15 protein-coding genes and 1 tRNA gene are annotated in these 24,157 nt (G+C 71.0%); 3 read left to right on the top strand and 13 right to left on the bottom strand.

Annotated elements, in window-relative coordinates; translation table 11 throughout:
- Positions 1-64 precede the first annotated feature (64 nt).
- From ACIGWZ_RS33310 to topA, 6 genes are all read right to left on the bottom strand, one after another.
- Positions 65-1,567, bottom strand: a complete 1,503-nt coding sequence (locus ACIGWZ_RS33310) for an MFS transporter (protein WP_400070629.1) — start codon at positions 1,565-1,567, stop codon at positions 65-67.
- Positions 1,568-2,776: 1,209 nt separating this feature from the next.
- Positions 2,777-2,853, bottom strand: a tRNA-Thr gene (locus ACIGWZ_RS33305).
- Between the two features lie 82 nt (positions 2,854-2,935).
- The gene (locus tag ACIGWZ_RS33300; RefSeq protein WP_400070627.1) at positions 2,936-4,537 is read right to left on the bottom strand and encodes an alpha/beta hydrolase; all 1,602 of its coding nucleotides are present in this window, start codon (positions 4,535-4,537) and stop codon (positions 2,936-2,938) included.
- A 376-nt stretch (positions 4,538-4,913) separates the two neighbouring features.
- Positions 4,914-6,164: a DNA polymerase III subunit delta' gene (locus ACIGWZ_RS33295; protein WP_400070625.1), complete on the bottom strand. Its 1,251-nt coding sequence runs from the start codon at positions 6,162-6,164 to the stop codon at positions 4,914-4,916.
- Positions 6,165-6,481: 317 nt separating this feature from the next.
- A complete protein-coding gene (gene tmk, locus ACIGWZ_RS33290; RefSeq protein WP_400070623.1) occupies positions 6,482-9,643 on the bottom strand; it encodes a dTMP kinase in 3,162 nt (1,053 codons plus the stop codon).
- Between the two features lie 123 nt (positions 9,644-9,766).
- Positions 9,767-12,649: a type I DNA topoisomerase gene (gene topA / locus ACIGWZ_RS33285; protein WP_400070621.1), complete on the bottom strand. Its 2,883-nt coding sequence runs from the start codon at positions 12,647-12,649 to the stop codon at positions 9,767-9,769.
- Between the two features lie 488 nt (positions 12,650-13,137).
- Here topA and ACIGWZ_RS33280 point away from each other — a divergent pair, with 488 nt between their 5' ends.
- Complete coding sequence (locus tag ACIGWZ_RS33280) at positions 13,138-13,779, top strand: hypothetical protein (RefSeq protein ID WP_400070619.1); 642 nt, start codon at positions 13,138-13,140, stop codon at positions 13,777-13,779.
- Between the two features lie 5 nt (positions 13,780-13,784).
- A complete protein-coding gene (locus ACIGWZ_RS33275; protein WP_400070908.1) occupies positions 13,785-14,189 on the top strand; it encodes a DUF2752 domain-containing protein in 405 nt (134 codons plus the stop codon).
- 45 nt (positions 14,190-14,234) lie between these two features.
- Here the strand turns inward: ACIGWZ_RS33275 and ACIGWZ_RS33270 are convergent, their stop codons facing one another.
- The 7 genes from ACIGWZ_RS33270 to bldG all read right to left on the bottom strand — a co-directional run bounded on the left by ACIGWZ_RS33270 (position 14,235) and on the right by bldG (position 21,592).
- Positions 14,235-14,639 (bottom strand): hypothetical protein, encoded by a 405-nt coding sequence (locus ACIGWZ_RS33270; RefSeq protein ID WP_400070617.1) that lies wholly within the window; start codon positions 14,637-14,639, stop codon positions 14,235-14,237.
- Between the two features lie 250 nt (positions 14,640-14,889).
- Positions 14,890-15,087: a hypothetical protein gene (locus ACIGWZ_RS33265; protein WP_400070615.1), complete on the bottom strand. Its 198-nt coding sequence runs from the start codon at positions 15,085-15,087 to the stop codon at positions 14,890-14,892.
- Between the two features lie 105 nt (positions 15,088-15,192).
- Positions 15,193-16,731, bottom strand: a complete 1,539-nt coding sequence (locus tag ACIGWZ_RS33260; RefSeq protein ID WP_400070613.1) for a methyltransferase — start codon at positions 16,729-16,731, stop codon at positions 15,193-15,195.
- A gap of 101 nt (positions 16,732-16,832) precedes the next feature.
- Positions 16,833-17,417, bottom strand: coding sequence for a small secreted protein (locus tag ACIGWZ_RS33255; RefSeq protein ID WP_400070611.1), 585 nt, complete (start codon positions 17,415-17,417; stop codon positions 16,833-16,835).
- Between the two features lie 216 nt (positions 17,418-17,633).
- Entirely contained in the window at positions 17,634-20,039 is a 2,406-nt protein-coding gene (locus ACIGWZ_RS33250; protein ID WP_400070609.1) for a sodium-translocating pyrophosphatase, read from the bottom strand.
- Between the two features lie 665 nt (positions 20,040-20,704).
- Entirely contained in the window at positions 20,705-21,142 is a 438-nt protein-coding gene (locus ACIGWZ_RS33245; protein ID WP_400070608.1) for an ATP-binding protein, read from the bottom strand.
- Positions 21,143-21,250: 108 nt separating this feature from the next.
- Positions 21,251-21,592: an anti-sigma factor antagonist BldG gene (gene bldG, locus ACIGWZ_RS33240; protein ID WP_046926810.1), complete on the bottom strand. Its 342-nt coding sequence runs from the start codon at positions 21,590-21,592 to the stop codon at positions 21,251-21,253.
- 80 nt (positions 21,593-21,672) lie between these two features.
- On the opposite strand from bldG, the gene ACIGWZ_RS33235 reads away from it, so the two are divergent.
- Positions 21,673-24,117, top strand: a complete 2,445-nt coding sequence (locus tag ACIGWZ_RS33235) for a DEAD/DEAH box helicase (RefSeq protein WP_400070606.1) — start codon at positions 21,673-21,675, stop codon at positions 24,115-24,117.
- Positions 24,118-24,157: the final 40 nt, after the last annotated feature.

The following is a 24,157-nucleotide window of genomic DNA, read 5'->3' as shown; positions in this document are numbered from 1 at the left end:
CGTACCGCTTCTTGCCTAGCTGTTACTCATTGCCTGTTACCCATTGCCTGTTTCCGCTTGCCGGTCACTCGTGGCTGGCCGCCGAGGACGGCACCTTCGGGCTCCCGGAGCCGCTCGGCGCGGCCTGCATCTGAATCTCTCGCTCGGCACGGCGGAGAGTCCTGCCCACGACCAGACCGGCGACAAGGAGAAGAACGGCACCGGTGAATTGACTGGTCGACATGCCGGCGAGGAAAGCGTGATGCGCATCCGCGACGAGTTGCGTGGAATCCGGGAGGGTCGCCGCCTTGGCCAGCGTTGCCGGCAGGGATTGACTTCCTTCGTCATGCAGGACGTTCGGCAGCGAGGCCGCAAAACGCGTGGAGAGTACGGCGCCCAGAACCGCAACACCCAGGCTCGCACCGAGCTCCTGAAGGGTGCCGTTGACGCCGGCACCGGTGCCCGCGCGTTTCCTTGAAATCGCCGTCATAATCGCGTTTGCCACCGCGGGCATGGAAAGCCCGACCCCGGAGCCGACCAGAACCAGCCCGACGAGAATTCCCCAGTAGCCGTCCTGGGAGAAGAATCCGGCGGTCGCCAGTCCCGCGGCCAGCAGCGGGATGCCCAGCATCACGGCGCGGCCGGATCCCAGCCGCCGCAACACTCGGGCCCCGAGCCCGGTCAGGTTGAACACGACCACGGTCGCCGCCATCGGAGCGGTGGCGAACCCCGCCTTGATGGGGCTGAAGCCCTCCATGAACTGCAAGTACTGGGTGAGCAGGAAGAGTGCACCGCTCATCCCGAACGCGACGAGGATTCCGCCGGCCGCGGCGAAGCTGAACATGCGGTCCCGGAAAAGCGACATGCTCAGCATGGGATTGCTGACACGCCGCTCCCACAAGATGAAGGCCACCATGATCACGATTCCGCCCACTGCCGGAATCAGCGTCTCGCTCGCCCCCCAGCCCTTCTCCGGGCTGACGATGACCGCATAGACGATCCCGACCATTCCTATGACGGAGAGCACGGCCCCGACGATGTCGGGCCTGTCACCGCTGGGATTGCGGGACTCGGGCACCATGATAATGACCGCGGTAAGGCTGATGGCCACCACCGGAAGGTTGATCAGGAAGATCGAACCCCACCATGCGTGGTCCAACATGAATCCGCCGACCACGGGCCCTGCGGTGAATCCGAGAGCGCTGACACCGGCCCACATGCCGATGGCTTTCGGACGCTCGGAATCGGGGAATATCTGCATGACCAACGCCAGCGTGGTGGTCATGAGGAAAGAGCCACCGATACCCATGAAGGCGCGGGTAAGAATAAGCTGGATCGGCGTGGCGGAAAAGGCCGCACCAAGCGATCCGAGACCGAAGACACCGAGCCCGAAGAGCAACGCACGTTTGCGCCCGTACCGGTCTGCCGCATTACCGGCCGTCAACAAAAGACCCGCCTGGGCGAGCGAATAGGAATTGACTATCCACTGGGTTTCGGCGGTGCTCGCACCCAAATCCGTCACCAACGACGGTAGAGCAACGTTGAGAACCGTATTGTCAAGCACGACGGTTAACAGGGAAAGACTCAAGACGCCGAGGATCCACCAGCGTCGACGATGAGGGGCCGGGTCAGTCAAAATAACCTCCTCTACACTGTAGATTGTGCACTTTACATCGACTCCCCGCCGCACGCAACCAACCCTTGACCAACAGTCAGCCCTATGCGCTGAATAGGTCCGCGCACTATGCGATCGCATCACGGAACAGACACCCGCAACCCCCGCAGTCACCCCAAACACAAGAAATCCCGCCCCGCCGCAAAAATCCCACTCCCACAAAACCGGAACCCAACCATCCGGAACCAACAGCCCGACACCGGGCAAGTGCCCACCACTCCCCTTGCGGACGCCGGCCCCGCGGCACGTCCCCGCACTCGCCCGCCTTCGCGTACGTGAAGCGCACGCGGGACACCCTGCCGCCCACCTTCCTGGATCCGGCTGGCCAACGTCCCCAGCCTCTCGGCAAGTTCATCGACCACCCCCGACCGGAACCCCCACTGCGCCGTCCGCACGACGCTTCGCGAGGGCAGCCCCAATCCCGACGACAGGGCCCAGGAGATGAGCCCCCGCCGGCCCCAGCAGCACGAACCGAGGCCACACCACCGAACGTGGACCTTTTCCCACGAAGCCGTCATCGAGATGGGAACCCGAGACCTATGCATTTCGAGGGTTCGCGTGATCGCGACAAGTGGCTGAACGGGGCAGCTCTCGCCGCCGGCTGCGCCCTTTCCATCTGGCAACTCACCCGCCGACGACAACGCCCCCCGTACGGCCCTACGCTGGCCGTACAGGGGGCGCGTTCTTGCGTTTCACCCGTGGTACTTGGCGCACTCCACGAGTCCGGCGAACCCCGCTCGCGTCAGTGTGAGGTGCGGGCCGTTGGGGTCTTTGCCGTCACAGACCTTGACCTCGCCTCGCTCATGCTCGCCGCCAAGGTCGACGTAAAGATCGTCACCGAGACTCTCGGGCACAGCGAGACTCGGATCACGCGAGAGGCCTACCAGTCGATCATGCCGAAGGTATCCGCCGAGGCAGCCGAAGCGACCGCCGCGACCGCCGCGAGGGGTGCCTCGCGCCGGTCGACCCCGGAGCCCCCCGCAGAGCCCGCAGCGGCCCAAGTCGAGCCGGGTGGGCTCGCAATGGGCTCACACGAGGGAGCGAAGATCATCGCGTTTCCGTCTCGTAGGGTCACCGCATAAGAAAAAGCCCAGGTCAGGGGCTATCTGACCTGGACTTTCTTGGAGCCGCCTTCGGGATTCGAACCCGAGACCTACGCATTACGAGTGCGTTGCTCTGGCCAACTGAGCTAAGGCGGCGTGGTGCGCGGCCCAGTCTACACATTGCCAGGGGGTGCTTCTGCACGGGTTTACGAGCTGGTCAGGGGCGGCGGGGTGGGGGTCAGGTGCAGCGCTTGTTCTTGGGTGGGGCGGTGCCGTCGAGGAGGTAGGTGTTGATGGCGGTGTCGATGCAGTCGCTGCCGCGGCCGTAGGCGGTGTGGCCGTCGCCCTCGTAGGTCAGGAGGGTGGCGGTGGAGAGCTGGGCGGCGAGGCTCTTGGCCCAGGTGTAGGGGGTGGCGGGGTCGCGGGTGGTGCCCACGACGACGATGGGGGCGGCGTTCTTGGCTTCGATGCGGTGCGCGTTGCCGGAGTGCTTGACGGGCCAGTAGGCGCAGTTCAGAGCGGACCAGGCGAAGGCGTCACCGAAGACCGGGGAGGCCTTGCGGAAGGCGGGGAGGGCGGCGCGGACCTGGTCGGGGGTGGTGAAGGCCGGTGGGAGGTCGAGGCAGTTGACGGCCGGGTTGGCGTACATCTGGTTGGCGTAGTGGCCGCCGGCGTCACGCTCGTAGTAGCTGTCGGAGAGGGCGAGCAGGCCGCGGCCGCTGCCCTTCTTGGCCTGGGCGAGGGTGGCGCGCAGGGTGGGCCAGGACCCTTGGTCGTACATGGCGGCGATCACGCCGGTGGTGGCCAGGGACTCGGTGAGCTTGCGGGCCTCGCCGGTCTCGGCCGGGTGGGCGTCGAGGTGCTTGAAGAGGGCCGAGAGACGAAGGCCGGCGTCCGCCGCGCTCGTGTTGCCGAGGGGGCAGCCCTTGCGCTTGATGCAGTCCGTGGCGAAGGCGGTGAAGGCGGTGTTGAAGCCGGCGGTCTGGTTGATGTTGGTGGTACGGGAGTCGAGCGACGGGTCCATGGCGCCGTCGAGGACCAGACGGCCGGTGCGGGTGGGGTAGAGGCCGGCATACGTGGCGCCGAGGAACGTGCCGTAGGAGGCGCCCACGTAGGTGAGCTTCTTGTCGCCCAGGACGGCGCGCAGCATGTCCATGTCGCGGGCCGCCTCGATGGTGGAGACGTGCGACAGCAGCTTGCCGGAGCGCGTTTCGCAGCCCTTGGCGAAGTCGCGGTAGGACGTGGTGAGCTTGTTGACCTCGGCGGACGAGTCGGGCGTCTGGTCGGTCTGGGTGTAGCGGTCCATCTGCTTGTCGGTGAGGCATTCGACCGGCTGGCTGCGGGCCACGCCGCGCGGGTCCATGGCCACCATGTCGTAGCGCGCGCGGACGGCCGCGGGCTGCGGCGCGTACTGCTGGAGGTAGTCGATCGCCGAGCCGCCGGGGCCGCCCGGGTTGACCATGAGGGAGCCGAGGCGGCTGCCGGGGCCCGTCGCCTTTTTGCGGGCCACCGCGAGATTGATCGTCCCGGCGCCGGGCTTGTCGTAATCCAGGGGCGCTTTCATCGTCGCGCAGTCGAAGCCGGCGACGCCGCATGCGTGCCAGCTGAGCTTCTGGGCGTAGAACGGGCGCAGGGCGGCCGGAATGGCGGTCGGCAGGGGCGCCAGGACGGACGAGCCGTCGTCGGGGGTGTTGCGCTCGGCGCCGGCGTCGTTCGCGCGGCCCGGGGACGCCGCCGTATCGGGGGCGGCCGGACCGCCTCCCGATGAGCAGCCGGAGATCAGCAGGGCGGTGGCCGCGAAGACGGCAGCGGAGGTGCGGAGCAGGCGGCTGGTGGCCATGAGCGATCGATCCCTCGGTCTCGGTCCCTGGTTCGGCGAGGCGGCTTGGCTGGCGTGAGCGGCGTTCGCGGCGAGTGCGGCGTGGGGCGTGCACCGTTGGCTGCGGCGCAGGTGGCGGCGAATCCGATGTTGAACGGAGCGTATCCGGGGCGGGACTGTCTGTGCGCCCGGCTCGGGTTCCGGGCCGTTCCGCGTTCCGGCCGTTCGGGGCCTCGGCCGAGACTGTGCAGGGAGGGTGTGGGGTGGGTGGGCTCCTCTCGGCGGTGGGTCCGGTCCGGTGGTCCGTTCCAGTGGTTCCGGTGCGGTGGTTCCGGTGCGGTGGTTCCGGTGCGGTGGGCCGGTGCGGTGGGCCGGTGGCTCCGGTGGCCGGTGCCGGTCAGCCGGCCCGCAGGGCGACGGTCATCGCTTCCACGGCGAGCAGCGGGGCCACATTGCGGTCCAGTGCGTCGCGGCAGGCGATGACGGCTTCTATGCGGCGCAGGGTGCGCTCGGGGGTCGAGGTCGTGGCGATGCGCTGGATGCTGTCGCGGACCTCGTCGTTGGCCAGGGGGACGGAGGCGCCCACCTGGAGGGCCAGGACGTCGCGGTAGAAGCCGGTGAGGTCGACCAGGGCCAGGTCGAGGCTGTCGCGCTGGGTGCGCGTGGCGCGGCGCTTCTGCTTGTCCTGGAGTTCCTTCATGGCGCCGGCCGTGCCGCGGGGCAGCCGGCCGCCGGTCCCGGCCGCGGCGCCGAGCGCGGCGCGCAGTTCCTCGGTCTCCCTGACGTCGACCTCCTCGGCGACCTGCTTGGCGTCCTCGCCCGCGGCGTCGATGAGCTCCTGGGCGGCCTTGAGGCAGCCGCCGATGTCATCGACGCGGAGCGGGAGCTTGAGGACGGCCGTGCGGCGGGCGCGGGCCCGCTCGTCGGTGGCGAGGCGGCGGGCCCGGCCGATGTGGCCCTGGGTGGCACGGGCGGCGCGAGCGGCGGCCTCCGGCTCGATGCCGTCGCGGCGGACCAGCACATCGGCGACGGCGTCGACCGGCGGCGTGGTCAGGGTGAGGTGGCGGCAGCGCGAGCGGATCGTGGGGAGGACGTCCTCGATGGAGGGGGCGCAGAGCAGCCAGACCGTGCGGGGGGCGGGCTCCTCGACGGCCTTGAGGAGGACGTTGCCGGCGCCTTCGGTGAGGCGGTCGGCGTCCTCCAGGACGATCACCTGCCAGCGGCCGCCGGCGGGCGAGAGGGAGGCGCGGCGGACCAGGGCGCGGGTCTCTTTGACGCCGATGGAGAGCAGATCCGTACGGACGATCTCGACGTCGGCGTGCGTGCCGACCAGGGTGGTGTGGCAGCCGTCGCAGAAGCCGCAACCGGGGGCGCCGCCGAGCGCGCGGTCCGGACTCACGCACTGCAGCGCGGCGGCGAACGCGCGGGCGGCGGTGGACCGGCCGGATCCGGGCGGGCCGGTGAACAGCCAGGCGTGCGTCATCTGGGACGTGCTGCGTTGGCCGGCGGGCGCGGGTGCGCCGAGCGGGGCCTTGGCTGCCGCGCCCGCGGCGTCGTCGGTGGTCACGATGGCGTCCGCATCGCGCGCGGCCGCGGCGAGCTGCTCCGTCAACCGGTCCTGGCCGACCACGTCGTCCCATACCGCCATCGCGCTGCCCGCCGTTCCTGTCCGTCCCGCGTCGTGCCCTGTTGCCGCGGGCCCCGTGTCACATGGGCCCCGTGCCGTGCGCCGTGCACCGCCGGAACCGCTGGGTCCGGCGCGCTTCGACCCACGCTTTGACCCATTGTGGTGCAACCCACTGACAAATGGATCCGGGAGCCGGCCGCGGGACCGTCCGGGTGTCCCGCCCGCACCGGAAAACGGCCGCCGGACGGCCGGCCGGAGCCGCCGAAGCGGCCGACGAAACGGCCGTGGCCGCAGCATCTTGCGCTGCGGCCACGGCCGGTGACGTACGAGGTACGGGCTCAGCCGCGCCGCCCCCGGCCGCGGCGGCCGCCGTCGCCGCCGTCCTCGTCCTCGTCCGAGCGCAGGCCCAGGAGCTCGTCGGCCAGCGTCGGCAGATCGTCCAGCGGGGTCTCCTCCGCCCAGTCCGGGCGGGGGCGGCTGCGCTGCGGCTCCACGGGATGGCCGGTGGCCGGATCGATCTGCGGGAGTTCGCGGGTGCGCTCGATGCCCGACTCGGCGGGGCCGGACTGCTGCGCGGCCGCGCCGTCGGCGCCCTCCTTGTGGAACATCCACGGCGGCACCCGGTCGGCGGGATCGCCCCCGTCCCGTACGGGCGGCAGCACGCTGGTCTCCTCGGCGTCCGGCCCGGCGCCGTGCCGCGGCAGCACCGCCGTCTCGTCCGCCGCATTGCGCGGCGCCTCGGGCCGCGGCAGCGACTCCGTGCGCTCGGCGTCGGAACCGGAGGCCGCGGCGGCGGCCGTACCGCCGTCCTCCACGTACCGCTTCCGCAGATCTGCGACCGGCGTCTCCCGGGTCGGCGCATCGGCCTCCGCAGCCGCCTCCGCGGCCGCCCTGGCCTCCGCCGCGGCGGCCGCCTCGGCCGCCGCCACCCGGGCCTGTTCGGCGCGGAGCAGGGCCTCCTCGGCCTTGCGCTGCTTCTCCAGGCGGCGCTCCTCGGCCTCCCGGCGCAGCCGCGCCTCCTCCTCGGCACGCTGGCGCAGCCGCTCCTGCTCGGCCTGGCGGGTCCGCTCCTCGGCCTCGCGACGCTGCCGCTCCGCCTCCGCCGCCTGCCGGGCCTCCTCGGCGCGCCGTCGCGCCTCCTCCGCCTGGCGGGCGGCCTCACGGGCCTTGGCCGCCTCTTCCTCCTGGCGCTTGCGCTCGGCCTCCTCGGCGCGCAGCTTGGCGAGCTGTTCCTGGCGCTCGCGCTCGAGCCGCGCCTCCTCCGCCTTGCGCGCGGCCTCCTCCTCGGCCTTGCGGCGGGCCTCCTCCTCGGCCGCCTTACGGGCCTCGGCCTGGGCCTTGGCCTCGGATTCGGACAGCGGCAGGACCTGGTCGAGGCGGTGCCGTACGACCGTGGTGACGGCCTCCGGTTCCTGCCCGGCGTCGACGACCAGATAGCGCGCCGGGTCGGCGGCGGCCAGGGTCAGGAATCCGGACCGCACCCGCTCGTGGAATTCGGCGGGCTCGGACTCCATCCGGTCCGGTGCCTCGGTGAAGCGCTCGCGGGCGGTCTCCGGGGAGACGTCCAGGAGGACGGTCAGATGCGGGACCAGGCCGTCCGTCGCCCAGCGGGAGATGCGGGCGATCTCGGTGGGGGCGAGGTTGCGGCCGGCGCCCTGGTAGGCGACGGAGGAGTCGATGTAGCGGTCGGTGATGACTATGGCGCCGCGCTCCAGGGCGGGCCGGATGACGCTGTCGACGTGCTCGGCGCGGTCGGCGGCGAACATCAGCGCCTCGGCCCGGTCCGAGAGCCCGGACGTGGACACGTCCAGGATGATCGAGCGCAGCCGCTTGCCGATGGCGGTGGCACCCGGCTCGCGGGTCACCACGACCTCGTGGCCCTTGGCGCGGATCCATTCGGCCAGCGCCTCGACCTGGGTGGACTTCCCGGCGCCGTCGCCGCCCTCCAGGGCGATGAAGAAACCGGTGGCGGCGGGCGTCTGGGCCGGGTCGCTACCGCGCAGCGCCTCGCGCAGATCGCGCCGCAGCGGTACGCCGTGCCGGTCGTCGACCTTGCCCAGCAGCCACGCGGCGACCGGCAGCAGCAGCGCGCCGGTCAGCATCAGGGTGAACGCGGCGCCGCCATGCGTGAACGCGAAGGTGCCGTTGTCGAAGCGGTGCGGCCCGATGACGGCGGCCAGCCCCGGCGCGACGATGGCGGCCACCGCGACCGCGAGGCGGACGACGGCGTGCAGATGCTCGGTCGTCCGCGCCGTACGGAACGCCTCGACCTCCTGCTCCAGCAGCACATGGCCGGTGTTGGCCGCGACACCGGCGCCGACTCCGGCGAGCAGCCCCAGCAGCAGCACCGTCGTCGGGTCCGGGACCAGCCCCATGGCCAGCAGCGCCAGCCCGGTGACGGCCACCGCCAGGGCGAGCAGCCGGCGCCGCGAGAGGGCGGGCAGCACCTTGTGGGCGCCGCGGATCCCGGCGGCCGTACCGCCGGTCAGCACGAGCACCAGAAGCCCGAACGTGGCCGGGCCGGCGCTCAGGTCGTAGGCGTGCAGGACGGCCAGCGAGACGGCCGCGGCGATCGCGGCGGAGACGGCGGCGCAGGCGAGCACCAGCAGCGGGATCGCGCCGGTGCGGCCCTTGTCGACGCCCGACCCGGCGTTCTTGGGACGGCGCAGCCCCTCCAGAGGGGAGCGCGGCCGCGGCGTCTGCGAACCGGGCAGCTCGATGAAGTAGAGGATCGATACGGAGGCGGCGAACAGCCCGGCCGCCACATAGGAGCCCAGGGCCGCCTGGTGGAGGTGGAACCAGTCGATGCCGGTGCCCAGCAGCTTGCTGACGAGGGTGACGACCACCAGGGCGGCGGCCGCGATCGGCAGCGCGACGAAACTCGTGCGCAGCGAGAGGCGGCGCAGCGCGTCCATGTTGTCGGGCAGCGGCCGGACGGCGGCGCCCTCGGGGGGAGGCGCGGGCAGCAGGGCGGGCGCCGCGCTCTCCCGCGCAACGGTCCAGAAGCGTTCGGCGACGCCGGTGACGAAGACCGTGACCAGCAGCCAGGCCAGCGCGTCGGACGGCGTCCAGTCGATCCACAGGGGCGCGATGACCAGCAGCGCCAGCCGCAGGCCGTCCGCGCCGATCATCGTCCAGCGCCGGTCGAGCGGCCCCGAGGGGGAGGTCAGCGCCGACAGCGGGCCCAGGAGGACGGCCCCGAAGAGCAGGGTGGCCAGCATCCGGGCCCCGAAGGCCGCGGTGACCGCGAGGGCGGCGCCGCGATAGCCGCCGCCGAAGACGGGCTCGCCGCCCACCGGTACGAACAGCGCCGCCTGGAGGACGAGGAGTACCAGGACAAGCATGGACAGGGCATCGCCGATACCCCCGACAAACTGGGCGCTCCACAGTCGCTTCAGCGGAGGGAAGCGCAGCAGGGCCCGTACGGCGCGCTCGCGGGAGTCCGCGGCGAGGGCGTCTGAAGTGGGGGGCACGACCGTTGGCTGCTCGGCACGCGTCATCCTGCCAGCCTATCGGGACCGTACGCGCTACCGGACGCCCACCCGAACAAACGGGCGGGCTCGACGGACCGGAGTCCGCCTTGCCCGCCCTTGTCCTGCGCGTCGGCCCGCTGCCGCGAGCGGTCAGTCCTCGGCCGAGGCCGCCGTCTTCTTCGCCGCCGCGGTGGTCTTCTTCGCGGTGGTCTTCTTGGCGGTCGTCTTCTTGGCCGTGGTGGTCTTCTTCGCCGCGGTCTTCTTGGCCGTGGTGGTCTTCTTCGCCGCCGTCTTCTTCGCCGGCGCCTTCTTGGCCGCCGTCTTCTTGGCCGCCGTCTTCTTGGCCGCCGTCTTCTTGGCGGTCTTCTTCGCCGGCCCCTTGGCGCGCTTCTCCGCCAGCAGCTCATAGCCGCGCTCGGGCGTGATGGTCTCGACGTCGTCGTCCCGCCGCAGCGTCGCGTTGGTCTCGCCGTCGGTGACATACGCACCGAACCGGCCGTCCTTGACCACCACGGGCTTGCCGCTGACCGGGTCCGTGCCCAGCTCCTTCAGCGGCGGCTTGGCGGCCGCCCGCCCGCGCTGCTTGGGCTGCGCGTAGATCGCCAGCGCCTCGTCCAGCGTGATGTTGAAGAGCTGGTCCTCGGTCTCCAGGGAGCGCGAGTCCGTGCCCTTCTTCAGGTACGGGCCGTAGCGGCCGTTCTGCGCGGTGATCTCCACGCCCTCGGGGTCCTTGCCGACGACCCGCGGCAGCGACATCAGCTTGAGCGCGTCCGCCAGGGTCACGGTGTCCAGGGACATCGACTTGAAGAGCGAGGCGGTGCGCGGCTTGACCGCGTTCTTGCCGGTCTTCGGCGTGCCCTCGGGCAGGATCTCGGTGACGTACGGGCCGTAGCGGCCGTCCTTGGCGACGATCTGGTGGCCGCTGTCCGGGTCCATGCCCAGCTCGAAGTCACCGCTCGGCTTGGCGAGCAGCTCCTCGGCGTACTCCACGGTCAGCTCGTCGGGCGCGAGGTCGTCGGGGACGTCGGCGCGCTGGTGGCCCTCTTCGCCCTTCTCCCCGCGCTCGACGTACGGGCCGTAGCGGCCGACCCGCAGCTTGATGTCGTCGCTGACCGGGAAGGACGAGATCTCCCGGGCGTCGATCGCGCCCAGGTCCTCGACCAGTTCCTTCAGCCCGCCGAGGTGGTCGCCGTCGCCGTTGCCGGCGTCCGAGGCGGCCCCTTCGGCCTCGCCCTCACCGAAGTAGAAGCGGCGCAGCCACGGCACGGCCTGGGCCTCGCCGCGGGCGATGCGGTCGAGGTCGTCCTCCATCTTGGCGGTGAAGTCGTAGTCGACCAGCCGGCCGAAGTGCTTCTCCAGGAGGTTGACGACGGCGAAGGACAGGAACGACGGAACGAGCGCCGTCCCCTTCTTGAAGACGTAGCCGCGGTCGAGGATCGTGCCGATGATCGACGCATAGGTCGACGGGCGGCCGATCTCGCGCTCTTCCAGCTCCTTGACCAGCGTGGCCTCGGTGTAGCGGGCGGGCGGCTTGGTGGCGTGCCCGTCGGCGGTGATCTCCCGCGCGGCCAGCGCATCGCCCTCGGCGACCTGCGGCAGCCGGCGCTCGCGGTCGTCGAGCTCGGCGTTCGGGTCGTCGGCGCCCTCGACGTAGGCCTTGAGGAAGCCGTGGAAGGTGATGGTCTTGCCGGACGCGCTGAACTCGGCGTCCCGGCCGTCGGCGGCCCGGCCACCGATCTTGACCGTGACGGAGTTACCGGTCGCGTCCTTCATCTGGGAGGCGACGGTCCGCTTCCAGATCAGCTCGTACAGCTTGAACTGGTCGCCGGTCAGCCCCGTCTCGGCGGGCGTACGGAAGCGGTCGCCGGAGGGGCGGATCGCCTCGTGCGCCTCCTGGGCGTTCTTGACCTTGCCGGCGTAGGTGCGCGGCTTGTCCGGCAGGTAGTTCGCGCCGTACAGGTGCGTCACCTGCGCCCGGGCCGCGGCGACCGCGGTGTCCGAGAGCGTGGTGGAGTCCGTACGCATATAGGTGATGAAGCCGTTCTCGTACAGCTTCTGCGCCACCTGCATGGTCGCCTTGGCGCCGAAGCCGAGCTTGCGGCTGGCCTCCTGCTGGAGGGTCGTCGTACGGAACGGGGCGTACGGCGAGCGGCGGTACGGCTTGGACTCGACCGAACGGACCGCGAAGTCGGTGTTCTCCAGGGCGGCGGCGAGCCCGCGGGCGTTCGCCTCGTCCAGATGGAGTACGTCGCTGTTCTTGAGCTGCCCGTTGGGGCCGAAGTCGCGGCCCTGCGCGACACGGCGGCCGTCGACGGTGTTCAGGCGCGCGACCAGGGTGGCCGGGTCGCCCGCGGCACCGGCCCGGCCGCTGGAGAACGTGCCGGTCAGGTCCCAGTACTCGGCGGAACGGAAGGCGATGCGCTCGCGCTCCCGCTCGACGACGAGACGGGTCGCCACCGACTGCACCCGGCCGGCCGACAGCCGCGGCATGACCTTCTTCCACAGGACCGGCGAGACCTCGTAGCCGTAGAGGCGGTCGAGGATCCGGCGGGTCTCCTGGGCGTCGACCAGCTTCTGGTTCAGATCGCGCGGATTGGCGACGGCCTCGCGGATCGCGTCCTTGGTGATCTCGTGGAAGACCATCCGGTGGACCGGGACCTTGGGCTTGAGGATCTCCTGGAGGTGCCAGGCGATGGCCTCGCCCTCGCGGTCCTCATCGGTGGCGAGGAAGAGTTCGTCGGATTCGGCCAGCAGCTCCTTGAGCTTCTTGACCTGGTCCTTCTTATCGCTGTTGACCACATAGATCGGCTGGAAGTCGGCGTCGACATTCACCCCGAGGCGGGCCCACGGCTCGCCCTTGTACTTCGCGGGGACCTCCGCCGCGCCATTGGGAAGGTCGCGGATGTGCCCGACGCTGGCCTCGACCACGTAGCCAGGGCCGAGGTAGCCCTTGATCGTCTTCGCCTTGGCAGGCGACTCGACGATGACGAGTCGGCGGATGCCGCCCTCTGCGGTCTCGCTGGTCGCGGACAACTTCGCTCTTCTCTCCGGTCGACGCTGGGAATGCTCCCCGGCAGGACGCTGGGGGCCACTGCGGTGACGCTTGACGCTGCGGAGTGTGACGGTACCTCCCGCCCCCGTGTCAAACGGAAAAACCCCACAACGCCACTCGAACGGTAACCCGACTACATGTCTTCGTGCCGCCCCGGACCGCGGACGGCGTCCCCCGCGGGGGTTTGACGATCTTCACCATCAGGGCGGCACCCCTTCCGTACCCTGCCCCGAACCCGCGCCCGGCGCCATAGCGCCGCCGCCGGTGACCTCACACAGTGACGATGCCCACGACGGCCGCCACCGGATCGGGGCCCGCTCATGGCCCCGCCGAGAGTCACAAGGCGGCTCCGGAAGCCGCCGCCGTCTTGATACGGCCCGTCAGGCGGCTGGCAGGATGGAAGCGGCACGGCCCATCGCTGGGCCCGGCAACTGCCGCCATCACACTTTCTCGGGGGGTCAGAACACCCATGGCGAACCAGCATCCCGGACCGCCGCCGGAAGAGCCCGGCCACAATCCGTACGCCAAGCCGTCGGCCGACAATCCCTACGCCGCACCGCAGGGCGGCAACCCCGCCGCCGGATACGGCTACCCGCAGGGCGGCAATCCGGGGGAACCCGGCTACGGATATCCGCAGGCCGCGCAGACGCCGCCGGGATACGGCTACCCCAACCAGGCCCCGCCGCCCGCCGCCGCGCCCGGGTTTCCGCCGGGCGCCCCGCCGCAGCCGGCCCCCGGCGCCTTCCCGGGGCAGGCCCCGCAGCTCGCCGGCACGGCGCTGTCGCTCGGCGACATAGCGGTGTCCGGCGACACGATCATGACGCCGGCCGGTCCGATGCCCCTCAGGGGCGCGGTGTGGACGGCGACGGACATGTCCCGGACCGAGGAAAAGATTCCGGCGCACGCCATCGTGCTCGCCATCGTCTTCTTCTTTTTCTGCCTCCTGGGCCTGCTCTTCCTGCTGATGAAGGAGCGCACCACCACGGGGTTCGTGCAGGTCACGGTGAACAGTGACGGCCGGCACCACTCCACGATGATCCCGGTGCAGTCGCCCGAGCAGGTCATGTTCGTGATCAACCAGGTCAATTACGCCCGGTCACTGAGCGTGTGAGCTCGATGACGCCCTCCGCTGCGGCCATCCGCAAGCGCACCGTCCGCGTGGCCGCTCTCGGGCTCGGCGTCGGTGCGCTGGGGGCCGTCTACCTCTGGCACACCAACCCGCACGAACCCGGGCACGTGCTCCTCCCCTGCCCGCTCAAATGGGCCACCGGAGTGCTGTGCCCGCTGTGCGGCGGGACCCGGATGGCGTACGACCTGATGCACGGCGATGTCGTGGCGGCCTTCCACGACAACATCGTGCTGCTCACGCTGGGTGTGCCGGTCGCCGTCTGCGTCCTCGCAAGCTGGCTGGGCGCGGGGCTGCGCGGGCGGTACTTCCGGCCACGGCTCTCCGCCCGCGGCAATGCCCTGGTTCTGGGCATTGCCGCGGTGTGGATGATCGCCCGCAATCTCGTCGGCTGAGCCCGCCCGGACCGGACGGCGGACCGGGTCGGCTCCGGCCGCCGCTCAGCGGACGGTGACGGTCACCACCGGCGAGTTCACGGCGCCCGCGGTGATCCGGAGCTGATTGACGCCCTTGAGGCCGAGCTTGACCCGCACCGAATACGTACCGCCGGCGTTGACCGGGGCCTGGGCGGGCAGCGAGACCCACTTGGCGCCCTGCTTCTGCTGGACGGTGACCTTCTTGCCCGCCGCGATGCCCTTCGCTATGCCGGAGATCCGGAACTCCTGCCAGGCGTTGACCGTGGTCGCGCTCGCCTTGGCCGTCAGCTCCGCCACGGCGGGCGCGGTGGCCACGACGGGCGTCGGCGCATGCAGCTGGGCCGGCTCGGCGAACGCGGCGGCCGATCCTCCGGCGAGCAGGGCGACGGCGACCACGCCGACGGTGACGTAGCGAAGTGTGCGATTCATAGGGATTCCCCACCTGTGAGCCGGTTCGTGACCTTCACCGAGAAACACGAACGGCACGACGCGGAGGTTCCCTCGTCCGCCGCGTGTCGGCCACCGAAAAAACAACTGGCCGGATCCGAATGCCCTCCGTCGCGGGCCAGTTGATGACCGGCCGTTGGCGCTCCATCGGTCGACGGCTCATCGAGTCGGTGGATGCGCCGCGTTGCTGGATTCGCCGCGTTGACGGCCCGTCGGAATCCGGCCGCGCGGGCTACAGCAACGCCAGCATCCAGCACCCCGCGCCCAGGAACGCCGTCCCGAACAGCAGCGCCGTCACCGTCCCGGTCACTCGGCCGACGCCATCGGCGACCGGCGTCCCGGTCCGCAGGCATACGCCCGTCCACAGCAGCAGTCCGGCGCCGAACAGCGCGAAGGCCGCCCCCGCGAACGCCTCGGGTCCACTCTCCATACGGGGCAGCGTGGCACCCACGGGCGGCGGCCCGGAGAACGGCGGATGAACGGCTTCCGCTTGCCCCGTACGGAAGCCCGTACGGGACAAGGGCGCCCCGCCGCGTCAGCTCCCCGACGCCACCGGCTCCAGGAATCCCTGCTCGATCAGCGTGCGGATCGAAGCCGGCGTACGGTCCCGCAGCAGCACCGGGTCCTCGCCGACAAGTTGGGCGATGGCGTCCAGAATCCGCCCGGCGGGCAGCGATCCGTCGCACACCCCGGCGAAGCCCGCGCCGACCGTGTCCACCTTCGTGGCCCGCCGCATCCCGCGGTTCTGACGCAGCACCACATGCTCGGGGTCCTCCGCACCGGGCATCCCGACCTGCTCCTGGACCACCTCGTCGGCGAGCCGGAAGCGGCCGGCCAGCAGCGCCGCATCGTCCGTGGCGCGCAGATAGTCCTGGCGGTCGAAGTGCCGTACGACCGACTCCCCCAACGGCTGTTCCACCGGGTGCGGCCACTCCTCGACCGTGATGGACGGGTTGTCGGAGCCCGACTTGCGCAGCGTGATCCAGCCGAAGCCGACGGCCTTGGTCCCGCGCGCCTCGAATTCGTCGAGCCAGGCGTCGTACCGCGCGGCATACGCCTCGTCGCCGTCGCGGTGGTCGCCCGCATCGCGCAGCCACAGCTCGGCGTACTGCGTGATGTCCTGCACCTCCCGCTGCACGATCCAGGCGTCGCAGCCGCGCGGCACCCAGGAGCGCAGCCGGTCGTGCCACTCCTCGCCTGCCACATGCTGCCAATTGGCCAGCAGTTGGCAGTATCCGCCGTCGCTCAGATGCGCCGCGCTCTGCTGGACCAGCGTCCGGCACAGGTCGTCGCCGCCCATTCCGCCGTCGCGGTAGGTGAGCCGGGCACCGGGCGAGATCACGAACGGCGGGTTGGACACGATCAGGTCGTACGTCTCATCCCCGACGGGCTCGAAGAGGGACCCCTCCCTCAGGTCCGCCGGGCCCGCCCCCGAGAGCGCCAGCGTCAGCGCGGCGATCCGCAGCGCACGCGGGTTGAGGTCCGTGGCCGTGACGCGAGTGGCGTGCTGGGCGGCGTGCAGCGCCTGGATGCCGGAGCCGGTACCGAGGTCGAGGGCCTTGGAGACGGGTGTGCGCGCGGTGATACCCGCGAGGGTCGTGGAGGCGCCGCCCACGCCGAGCACCAGCTCCGAGCGGTCCACCGCCCCTCCGCCCCGGATGCCGCCCGCGCCGCCGACCGCACAGCCCAGGTCGGAGACGATCCACCAGTCCTGCCCCTCGGGGCCGCCGTACGGCCGTACGTCCACCGTGGCGCGCACCTCGTCGCCGTCCCGCTCCAGCCAGCCGTCGGCGAGGCAGTCGGCCACCGGCAGCGCGGCCCCGGCCCGCCGCTCCGCCACCGGGCGCTGGAGCAGGAACAGCCGCACCAGGGTCTCCAGCGGGCCGTCGCCGCGGGTCGCCCGCAGCGCGGGGACGGTCTCGCTGCGCGCCAGCGCGGCATAGGCCGGCGCGCCGAGCAGGTCCAGCAGGCCGTCGGCGGTGAAGGCGGCGGCCAGCAGCGCCTGGCGCAGCCGGTCGGTGCGGGCGCTGCTCGCGGGGTCCTGGGCATCTGCGGTGGGGAGGTGCGTACTCACGCCACCATTGTCGGGGCAACCACTGACAATCGGCGACGGCCCGGCGTCACGCCCCTCTCGGGCGCGTCGCCGGGCCGTTGCGGGCCCGCGGACGGGAACGACTACGACGACTTGGGCGGCTTGGCCGACGGGCCTGCGGACCCGTTCTGGCTCTGGCAGCCCTTCTGATTGGCCATCGCCTTGCCGACGTCGCCGGACTCCAGCTTCTTGAAGGCCTGCTCGCTCTGGGTGTTGAGCTTCTTGATGCCCTCGGACAGATCGCTCAGGCCCCCCGCGAACTTCGCCTTGTCCTGGGTGTTGAGCGAGTCGATCTGCTTCTTGAGGCTCTCGTAGCCCTTGGAGAGCGAGTTGAGCTCGTTCACCGCGTTCTTCTGGGCGTCCTGGCCGCCGTCGCTGGGCGGGGCGCCCGCCTTGTCCAGCGACGTGGCCAACGAGGCGTAGGCGTCGGAGATCTTCTGGAAGGCCGCCGAATCCGTCTGCTGGATCTTCTTGGAGTCGGTGCTGCCGCCTTCGGTCGCCTGCATGGCGGCGTTCGCGTCCTGGATCGCCTTGAACTGGGCCTGCGCAGGATCGCAGAACTTCTTCGCCCAGCTGTCGAGTTCCTTGTTGCTGTCGTCGCTGCAGCCGGTCAGCGCGAGCAGGAGTGCCGCACCGCCGGACAGTGCAGCCACAAGCTTCTTGTTCACCGGATTGGTCCCTTCCATGGCTCTCGGCCCCGGAACATACACGTCCAAACGGCCTGGTCCATGGGTCGGGCATCCCGCCCGGCCCTCATTGCAGCCATTTGCACCAAGGAGCGTGGGGCCGGCCGGGCACGGCAACGGCGGGTGGCCGGCGCTCGCAAAATGCGCCGTCCACCCGCCCGTTGAGCGGCTGTGGGGACTTTCCGGAGCCCCCGTCAGCTACGAGACCGGGGCGGCCTCTGTCGACTTGGCGACTTTTTCCGAGCGTCCGGAGTTGGATTCGTCACCTACGGCGATTCCGCGCCGCTTCGAGACGTACACCGCACCGATGATGACGACGAGCGCCAGCACCGAGACCACGATCCGCACCCCGGTGTTCTTGTCGTCGCCGTACGAGAACTTCACCACGGCCGGCGCGATCAGCAGCGCCACCAGGTTCATGACCTTCAGCAGCGGGTTGATCGCCGGACCGGCGGTGTCCTTGAACGGGTCGCCCACGGTGTCGCCGATGACCGTCGCGGCATGCGCCTCGCTGCCCTTGCCGCCGTGGTGGCCGTCCTCGACCAGCTTCTTGGCGTTGTCCCAGGCGCCACCGGAGTTGGCGAGGAAGACCGCCATCAGCGTGCCGGTGCCGATCGCGCCGGCCAGGAACGAGCCGAGCGCACCGACGCCGAGCGAGAAGCCGACCGCGATCGGGGTGAGCACCGCCAGCAGCCCCGGGGTCGCCAGCTCACGCAGCGCGTCCTTGGTGCAGATGTCGACGACCCGCCCGTACTCGGGCTGCTCGGTGTAGTCCATGATCCCGGGGTGCTCGCGGAACTGCCGCCGCACCTCGAAGACCACCGCGCCCGCCGACCGCGATACGGCGTTGATCGCCAGCCCCGAGAACAGGAAGACGACCGAGGCGCCGAGCACCAGCCCCACCAGGTTGTTGGGCTGCGAGATGTCCAGGCTCAGCCCCATCCCGCTCGCGGCACTGCCGATCTCGCGTACGGCGGTCCCGATGGCGTCCCGGTACGAGCCGAACAGCGCCGCCGCCGCCAGTACCGCCGTCGCGATGGCGATGCCCTTGGTGATGGCCTTGGTGGTGTTGCCGACCGCGTCCAGGTCGGTCAGGACCTGCGCGCCGTCGCCGGTGACGTCGCCGGACATCTCGGCGATGCCCTGCGCGTTGTCGGAGACCGGGCCGAAGGTGTCCATCGCCACGATCACGCCGACGGTGGTCAGCAGGCCGGTACCGGCCAGGGCCACCGCGAACAGCGCCAGCATGATGGACGTGCCACCCAGCAGGAACGCTCCGTAGACGGCCAGGCCGATCAGTACCGCCGAGTAGACGGCCGACTCCAGACCGACGGAGATACCGGCGAGGACGACCGTGGCCGGGCCGGTCAGGGAGGTCTTCCCGATGTCCCTCACGGGGCGCCGGCTGGTCTCCGTGAAGTAGCCGGTCAGCTGCTGGATCAGGGCGGCGAGCACGATGCCGATGGCGACGGCCACCAGGGCCAGCATCCGCGGGTCGCCGGCGTGGCCGAGGATGTCCGGGTCGCTGACGCCCTTCAGGTCCTTGTAGCTGGACGGCAGGTAGGTGAACACCGCAACGGCCACCAGGACCAGCGAGATGCCCGCGGAGATGAAGAAGCCGCGGTTGATGGCCGTCATGCCGCTGCGGTCGCTGCGCCGGGGCGCGACGACGAAGATGCCGATCATCGCGGTGAGCACGCCGATGGCCGGGACCAGCAGCGGGAAGGCGAGCCCGGCGTTGCCGAAGGCCGCGGTGCCCAGGATGAGCGCGGCGACCAGGGTGACGGCGTACGACTCGAAGAGGTCGGCCGCCATGCCGGCGCAGTCACCGACGTTGTCGCCCACGTTGTCCGCGATGGTCGCGGCGTTGCGCGGGTCGTCCTCCGGGATGCCCTGTTCGACCTTGCCGACGAGGTCGGCGCCGACGTCCGCGGCCTTGGTGAAGATGCCGCCGCCGACCCTCATGAACATCGCGATCAGCGCGGCGCCGAGGCCGAAGCCTTCCAGCACCTTGGGCGCGTCGACCGCGTACACGAGCACCACGCAGGAGGCGCCGAGCAGGCCGAGCCCGACGGTGAACATACCGACGACGCCGCCCGTGCGAAATGCGATCTTCATAGCCTTGTGGGCGACCGCCGTAAGATCCTTTTCCTTGCTATCGCCTTCGGCGGGCGTGGCTTCCCGGGCGGCGGCGGCCACGCGCACATTGCTGCGCACCGCGAGCCACATGCCGATATAGCCGGTGGCCGCGGAGAATCCGGCACCGATCAAGAAGAAGGCGCTGCGTCCCGCGCGCTGCGTCCAATTCTCCGCGGGCAGCAGCATGAGCAGGAAGAACACCACGACGGCGAATACGCCGAGGGTCCGCAACTGCCGGGCCAGGTAGGCATTCGCGCCTTCCTGCACGGCCGCCGCGATCTTCTTCATACTGTCGGTTCCCTCGCCGGCCGCGAGCACTTGGCGGACCAGCACCGCCGCGACGGCGAGTGCGGCCAGCGCGACGACGGCGATCACCAGCACGATGCCGCGGTTGCCCGATGTCAGCGTCGGTCCGGCAAGAAATGAGGGGGTGTCGAGCAACTGAGGGGTGTAAGGCCCCGCCATTCGTCCTCCTTGACGTTTGGCACATGGGCGCGCGGAAGCACGCTCAGGCGTCCTGAGCAAGATGTGGACGGATTGTAGGGAGCCGCACCTGATCAAAACAGTGCGCCTCAAAGGGAATTCGCCGGTAGCCGCGATGATCAAAAGGATGTCGGCCACAGAATTCGCCCGGACGAAGGAAAGCGGAGAATTCGCTGACCGGTGACAGATGATCTCCCTGTCGTACTGATCGCCGCTGTTCAAAGACGCTGCGCGGCCCCCTGGGCCGTATGTGACCCGCGTGACGACAGGGATAATTGGTTCCCTCGGCCACCGCCGAACGGGTGGCCCAGGGCACCCGCCGCCCTCTCGATCGCGCTTGATGCCACATCAGATCGAGTCCGGATCGGGACCCTGGAGGGTGGCGGCCACCGGTGCCCGGCAGCTGCCATCGGGCCGTACGGCGAGCGCACGGCCTCCTCGCCGCGACCGGTCGGCCCGCACGTCATCGCCGGGCCTGCAGGCGGGCCCGGGGCGTGGCGGGCGTACACAGCGGGAAAGCGCGACGATCATGGGCATCGGCGCGACAGAGAGCGGTTCGAGGAAAATTTCGAGGAAAATCGGGTCGCAGAAGATTCCGCGCGCACCCGAGAAGATCGGCGCGAAGCGACCGGGTTACGCCGGTTGCGCTACGGCAGGACCGCGGCCGGTGCCGTCGGCCAGCTCATCCGGATCACTCCGCCGCCCTCGCCCGACGTCACCTCGACGTCGTCGACCAACCCGCTGATGACCGCGAGGCCCATTTCGTCCTCGCCCTCGGGCTCGGGCGCGCCCTCGGCCCCCTCCGCGGCATGCGCCCCGGCCGGGCCGGCCGCGCCCGGTACCTCGTCGCCCACCTCGATGGAGAACTTCTTCTCGTCCTCGATCAGCAGCACCCGCACCGGTGCGGCGATGCCGTTGCTGGCGTGCAGGCCCACGGCGCGGCTGCACGCCTCACCGACGGCCAGGCGCACCTCGTCCAGCACGGCCTCGTCCACCCCGGCGCGCCTTGCCACGGCAGCGGCGACCAGACGCGCGGTCCGGACGTGCTCGGGAAGGGCGCTGAAGCGAAGTTCGACGGTGGCCATGCCATCCCCCTCGATATGCGGACGTGCAACGCAGGGGGCCGGACGAGACGTCCGGTACCCCCCACTTACTTCCTTCCCCGCGCCTGGGGCGCGGGGCACCACCCAGCCTCAGTCCGTCGCGGAGACGGCTTCGTCGACCGAGGTGTGAATCGGGAACACCTTGGTCAGACCGGTGATACGGAAGATCTTGAGAATGCGCTCCTGGTTGCAGACCAGGCGCAGCGAGCCCTCATGGGCACGCACCCGCTTGAGCCCGCCGACCAGCACGCCGAGCCCAGTGGAGTCCAGGAAGTCGACACGTTCCATGTCCACCACGAGGTGGTAGCTTCCGTCGTTCACAAGCTCGACCAGCTGCTCGCGCAGCTTGGGCGCGGTGTATACATCAATCTCGCCACCGACCTCGACGACCGTACGGTCGCCAACGGTCCGGGTCGACAGGGACAGGTCCACGGATCCTCCAGCACCTTGCTATCGAGCGGTCGCCCCCCTGGGGCCTCCCCACCGAAGTAGGGGCGGATCTGGCAGCCGCGATGGCATTCAATCACTTACCAGCAGGCGTGCACGACGCCTTGTCAGCATTGTCGGTCAGTCCGGTGACACACTCGGTGCCGATGGCCTCCAATCGACTGCCGCAGGACGCGGGCGCGCGACCCTCCCCAGGCATGATTCTCGACCGTCTCGCCCGGGGCGCGACCCGCGCTGCGCGCATCACTCATACGGAGCACTTGCCCCCGCGCATCGGCAGCCATGCCGACTGGCCCGAAGAGATCCGGCCGGAAGTGATCGACGCCATCCGATCGGCCGGAATCGATCGTCCCTGGGCCCACCAGGCACGGACATCCGAACACGCGCTGCGCGGCGAGTCGGTCGTCGTGGCCACGGGGACCGCCTCCGGCAAGTCGCTGGCGTATCTCGCGCCGGTCCTCTCCACGCTCCTGGACGGCTCCGAGGCGCCCAACGGCCGGGGGGCCACGGCCCTGTACCTGGCGCCCACCAAGGCCCTGGCGGCCGACCAGCGGCGCGCCGTACGCGAGCTGGCCGCCCCGCTGGGCACGGCGGTCCGGCCCGCGGTCTACGACGGCGACACCCCCGTCGAGGAGCGCGAATGGGTGCGCCAGTACGGCAACTACGTCCTGACCAACCCCGACATGCTGCACCGCGGGATCCTGCCGGCCCATCCCCGCTGGTCCTCCTTCCTGCGCGCGCTGCGCTATGTCGTCATCGACGAGTGCCACTCCTACCGCGGCGTCTTCGGGTCCCACGTTGCGCAGGTCATACGCCGGCTGCGCCGGATCTGCGCCCGCTACGGCGCCGAGCCGGTCTTCCTGCTGGCCTCCGCCACGGCCGCTGAGCCCGGCGAGGCCGCGACCCGGCTGACCGGGCTGCCCGTGGTGGAGATCACCGAGGACACCTCGCCGCGCGGCGAGCTGGTCTTCGCGCTGTGGGAGCCGCCGCTGACCGAGCTCCACGGCGAGCAGGGCGCCCCGGTCCGCCGCACCGCCACCGCCGAGACCGCCGATCTGCTCACCGACCTCGCCGTCCAGGGCGTCCGCACCGTCGCCTTCGTACGCTCCCGGCGCGGCGCCGAGCTGATCGCCCTGATCGCGCAGGAGCGGCTCGCCGAGGTGGACCGCTCGCTGCCCGCGCGGGTCGCCGCCTACCGGGGCGGCTATCTGCCCGAGGAACGCCGCGCCCTGGAACGCGCCCTGCACAACGGCGACCTGCTCGGCCTGGCCGCCACCACCGCCCTGGAACTGGGCGTGGACGTCTCCGGCCTGGACGCCGTGATCATCGCCGGATATCCCGGCACCCGCGCGTCCCTGTGGCAGCAGGCCGGGCGGGCGGGGCGCTCCGGGCAGGGCGCCCTTGCCGTCCTGGTGGCCCGGGACGATCCGCTGGACACCTATCTCGTCCATCACCCCGAGGCGCTCTTCGACCAGCCGGTGGAGTCCACCGTCCTGGACCCGGACAATCCCTACGTCCTCGCCCCGCACCTGTGCGCGGCCGCCTCCGAACTCCCGCTCACCGAGGCCGACTTCCCGCTCTTCGGCCCCGCGGCCGCCGGGCTGCTGCCCCAGCTGGAGTCCGCCGCGCTGCTGCGCAGGCGCGCCACCGCCTGGCACTGGACGCGCCGCGAGCGGGCCGCCGACCTCACCGACATCCGCGGCCAGGGCGGCTCGCCGGTGCAGATCGTCGAGGCCGGCACCGGGCGGCTGCTGGGCACCGTGGACGCCGGCGCCGCGCACACGGCCGTCCACGACGGCGCCGTCCACCTCCACCAGGGCCGCACCTATCTGGTCAAGCGGCTCGACCTGGACGACGACGTCGCCCTCGTCGAGGAGGCCAACCCGCCCTATTCCACGACGGCCCGCGACACGACCGCCGTCTCCATCCTCGAGACCGACACCGAGATCCCGTGGGGCGACGCCCGGCTGTGCTTCGGCTCGGTCGAGGTCACCAACCAGGTCGTCTCCTTCCTGCGCCGCAAGCTCATCACCGGCGAGATCCTGGGCGAGACCAAGCTGGACCTGCCCCCGCGGACGCTGCGCACCCGCGCGGTGTGGTGGACGGTCACCGAGGACCAGCTCGACGCCGCCCGGGTCAATCCCCAGCAGCTGGGCGGCGCGCTGCACGCCGCCGAACACGCCTCCATCGGCATGCTCCCGCTGTTCGCCACCTGCGACCGCTGGGACATCGGCGGCGTCTCGGTCCCGCTCCACCCAAACACGCTCCTGCCGACCGTCTTCGTCTACGACGGCCACCCCGGCGGCGCGGGCTTCGCCGAGCGCGCCTTCCACACCGCCGCCGACTGGCTCACTGCCACCCGCAGCGCCATCGCCGCCTGCGAGTGCGAGGCCGGCTGCCCGTCCTGCATCCAGTCCCCCAAGTGCGGCAACGGCAACGACCCGCTCCACAAACGGGGCGCGATCCGACTGCTGGGCGAGCTGCTGCGAGGGGCGCCGCAGGGCACATGACGGGTGCGCCGCGGCATCCTCCGCCCCGGCCGCCGCCGGT

The sequence above is a fragment of the Streptomyces sp. NPDC053427 genome, assembly GCF_044544985.1.
Classification (GTDB): domain Bacteria; phylum Actinomycetota; class Actinomycetes; order Streptomycetales; family Streptomycetaceae; genus Streptomyces.
Note: the sequence above shows the minus strand (reverse complement) of the source record. Positions and strands in the feature narration are given on the sequence as shown.

Bases quoted from the DNA above. Each gene is read 5' to 3' on its own strand.
- ACIGWZ_RS33300 (WP_400070627.1), bottom strand. From the start codon at position 4,537: ATGGCCACCAGCCGCCTGCTCCGCACCTCCGCTGCCGTCTTCGCGGCC.
- ACIGWZ_RS33295 (WP_400070625.1), bottom strand. From the start codon at position 6,164: ATGGCGGTATGGGACGACGTGGTCGGCCAGGACCGGTTGACGGAGCAG.
- tmk (WP_400070623.1), bottom strand. From the start codon at position 9,643: ATGACGCGTGCCGAGCAGCCAACGGTCGTGCCCCCCACTTCAGACGCC.
- ACIGWZ_RS33280 (WP_400070619.1), top strand. From the start codon at position 13,138: ATGGCGAACCAGCATCCCGGACCGCCGCCGGAAGAGCCCGGCCACAAT.
- ACIGWZ_RS33275 (WP_400070908.1), top strand. From the start codon at position 13,785: ATGACGCCCTCCGCTGCGGCCATCCGCAAGCGCACCGTCCGCGTGGCC.
- ACIGWZ_RS33270 (WP_400070617.1), bottom strand. From the start codon at position 14,639: ATGAATCGCACACTTCGCTACGTCACCGTCGGCGTGGTCGCCGTCGCC.
- ACIGWZ_RS33265 (WP_400070615.1), bottom strand. From the start codon at position 15,087: ATGGAGAGTGGACCCGAGGCGTTCGCGGGGGCGGCCTTCGCGCTGTTC.
- ACIGWZ_RS33250 (WP_400070609.1), bottom strand. From the start codon at position 20,039: ATGGCGGGGCCTTACACCCCTCAGTTGCTCGACACCCCCTCATTTCTT.
- ACIGWZ_RS33245 (WP_400070608.1), bottom strand. From the start codon at position 21,142: ATGGCCACCGTCGAACTTCGCTTCAGCGCCCTTCCCGAGCACGTCCGG.
- ACIGWZ_RS33235 (WP_400070606.1), top strand. From the start codon at position 21,673: ATGGCATTCAATCACTTACCAGCAGGCGTGCACGACGCCTTGTCAGCA.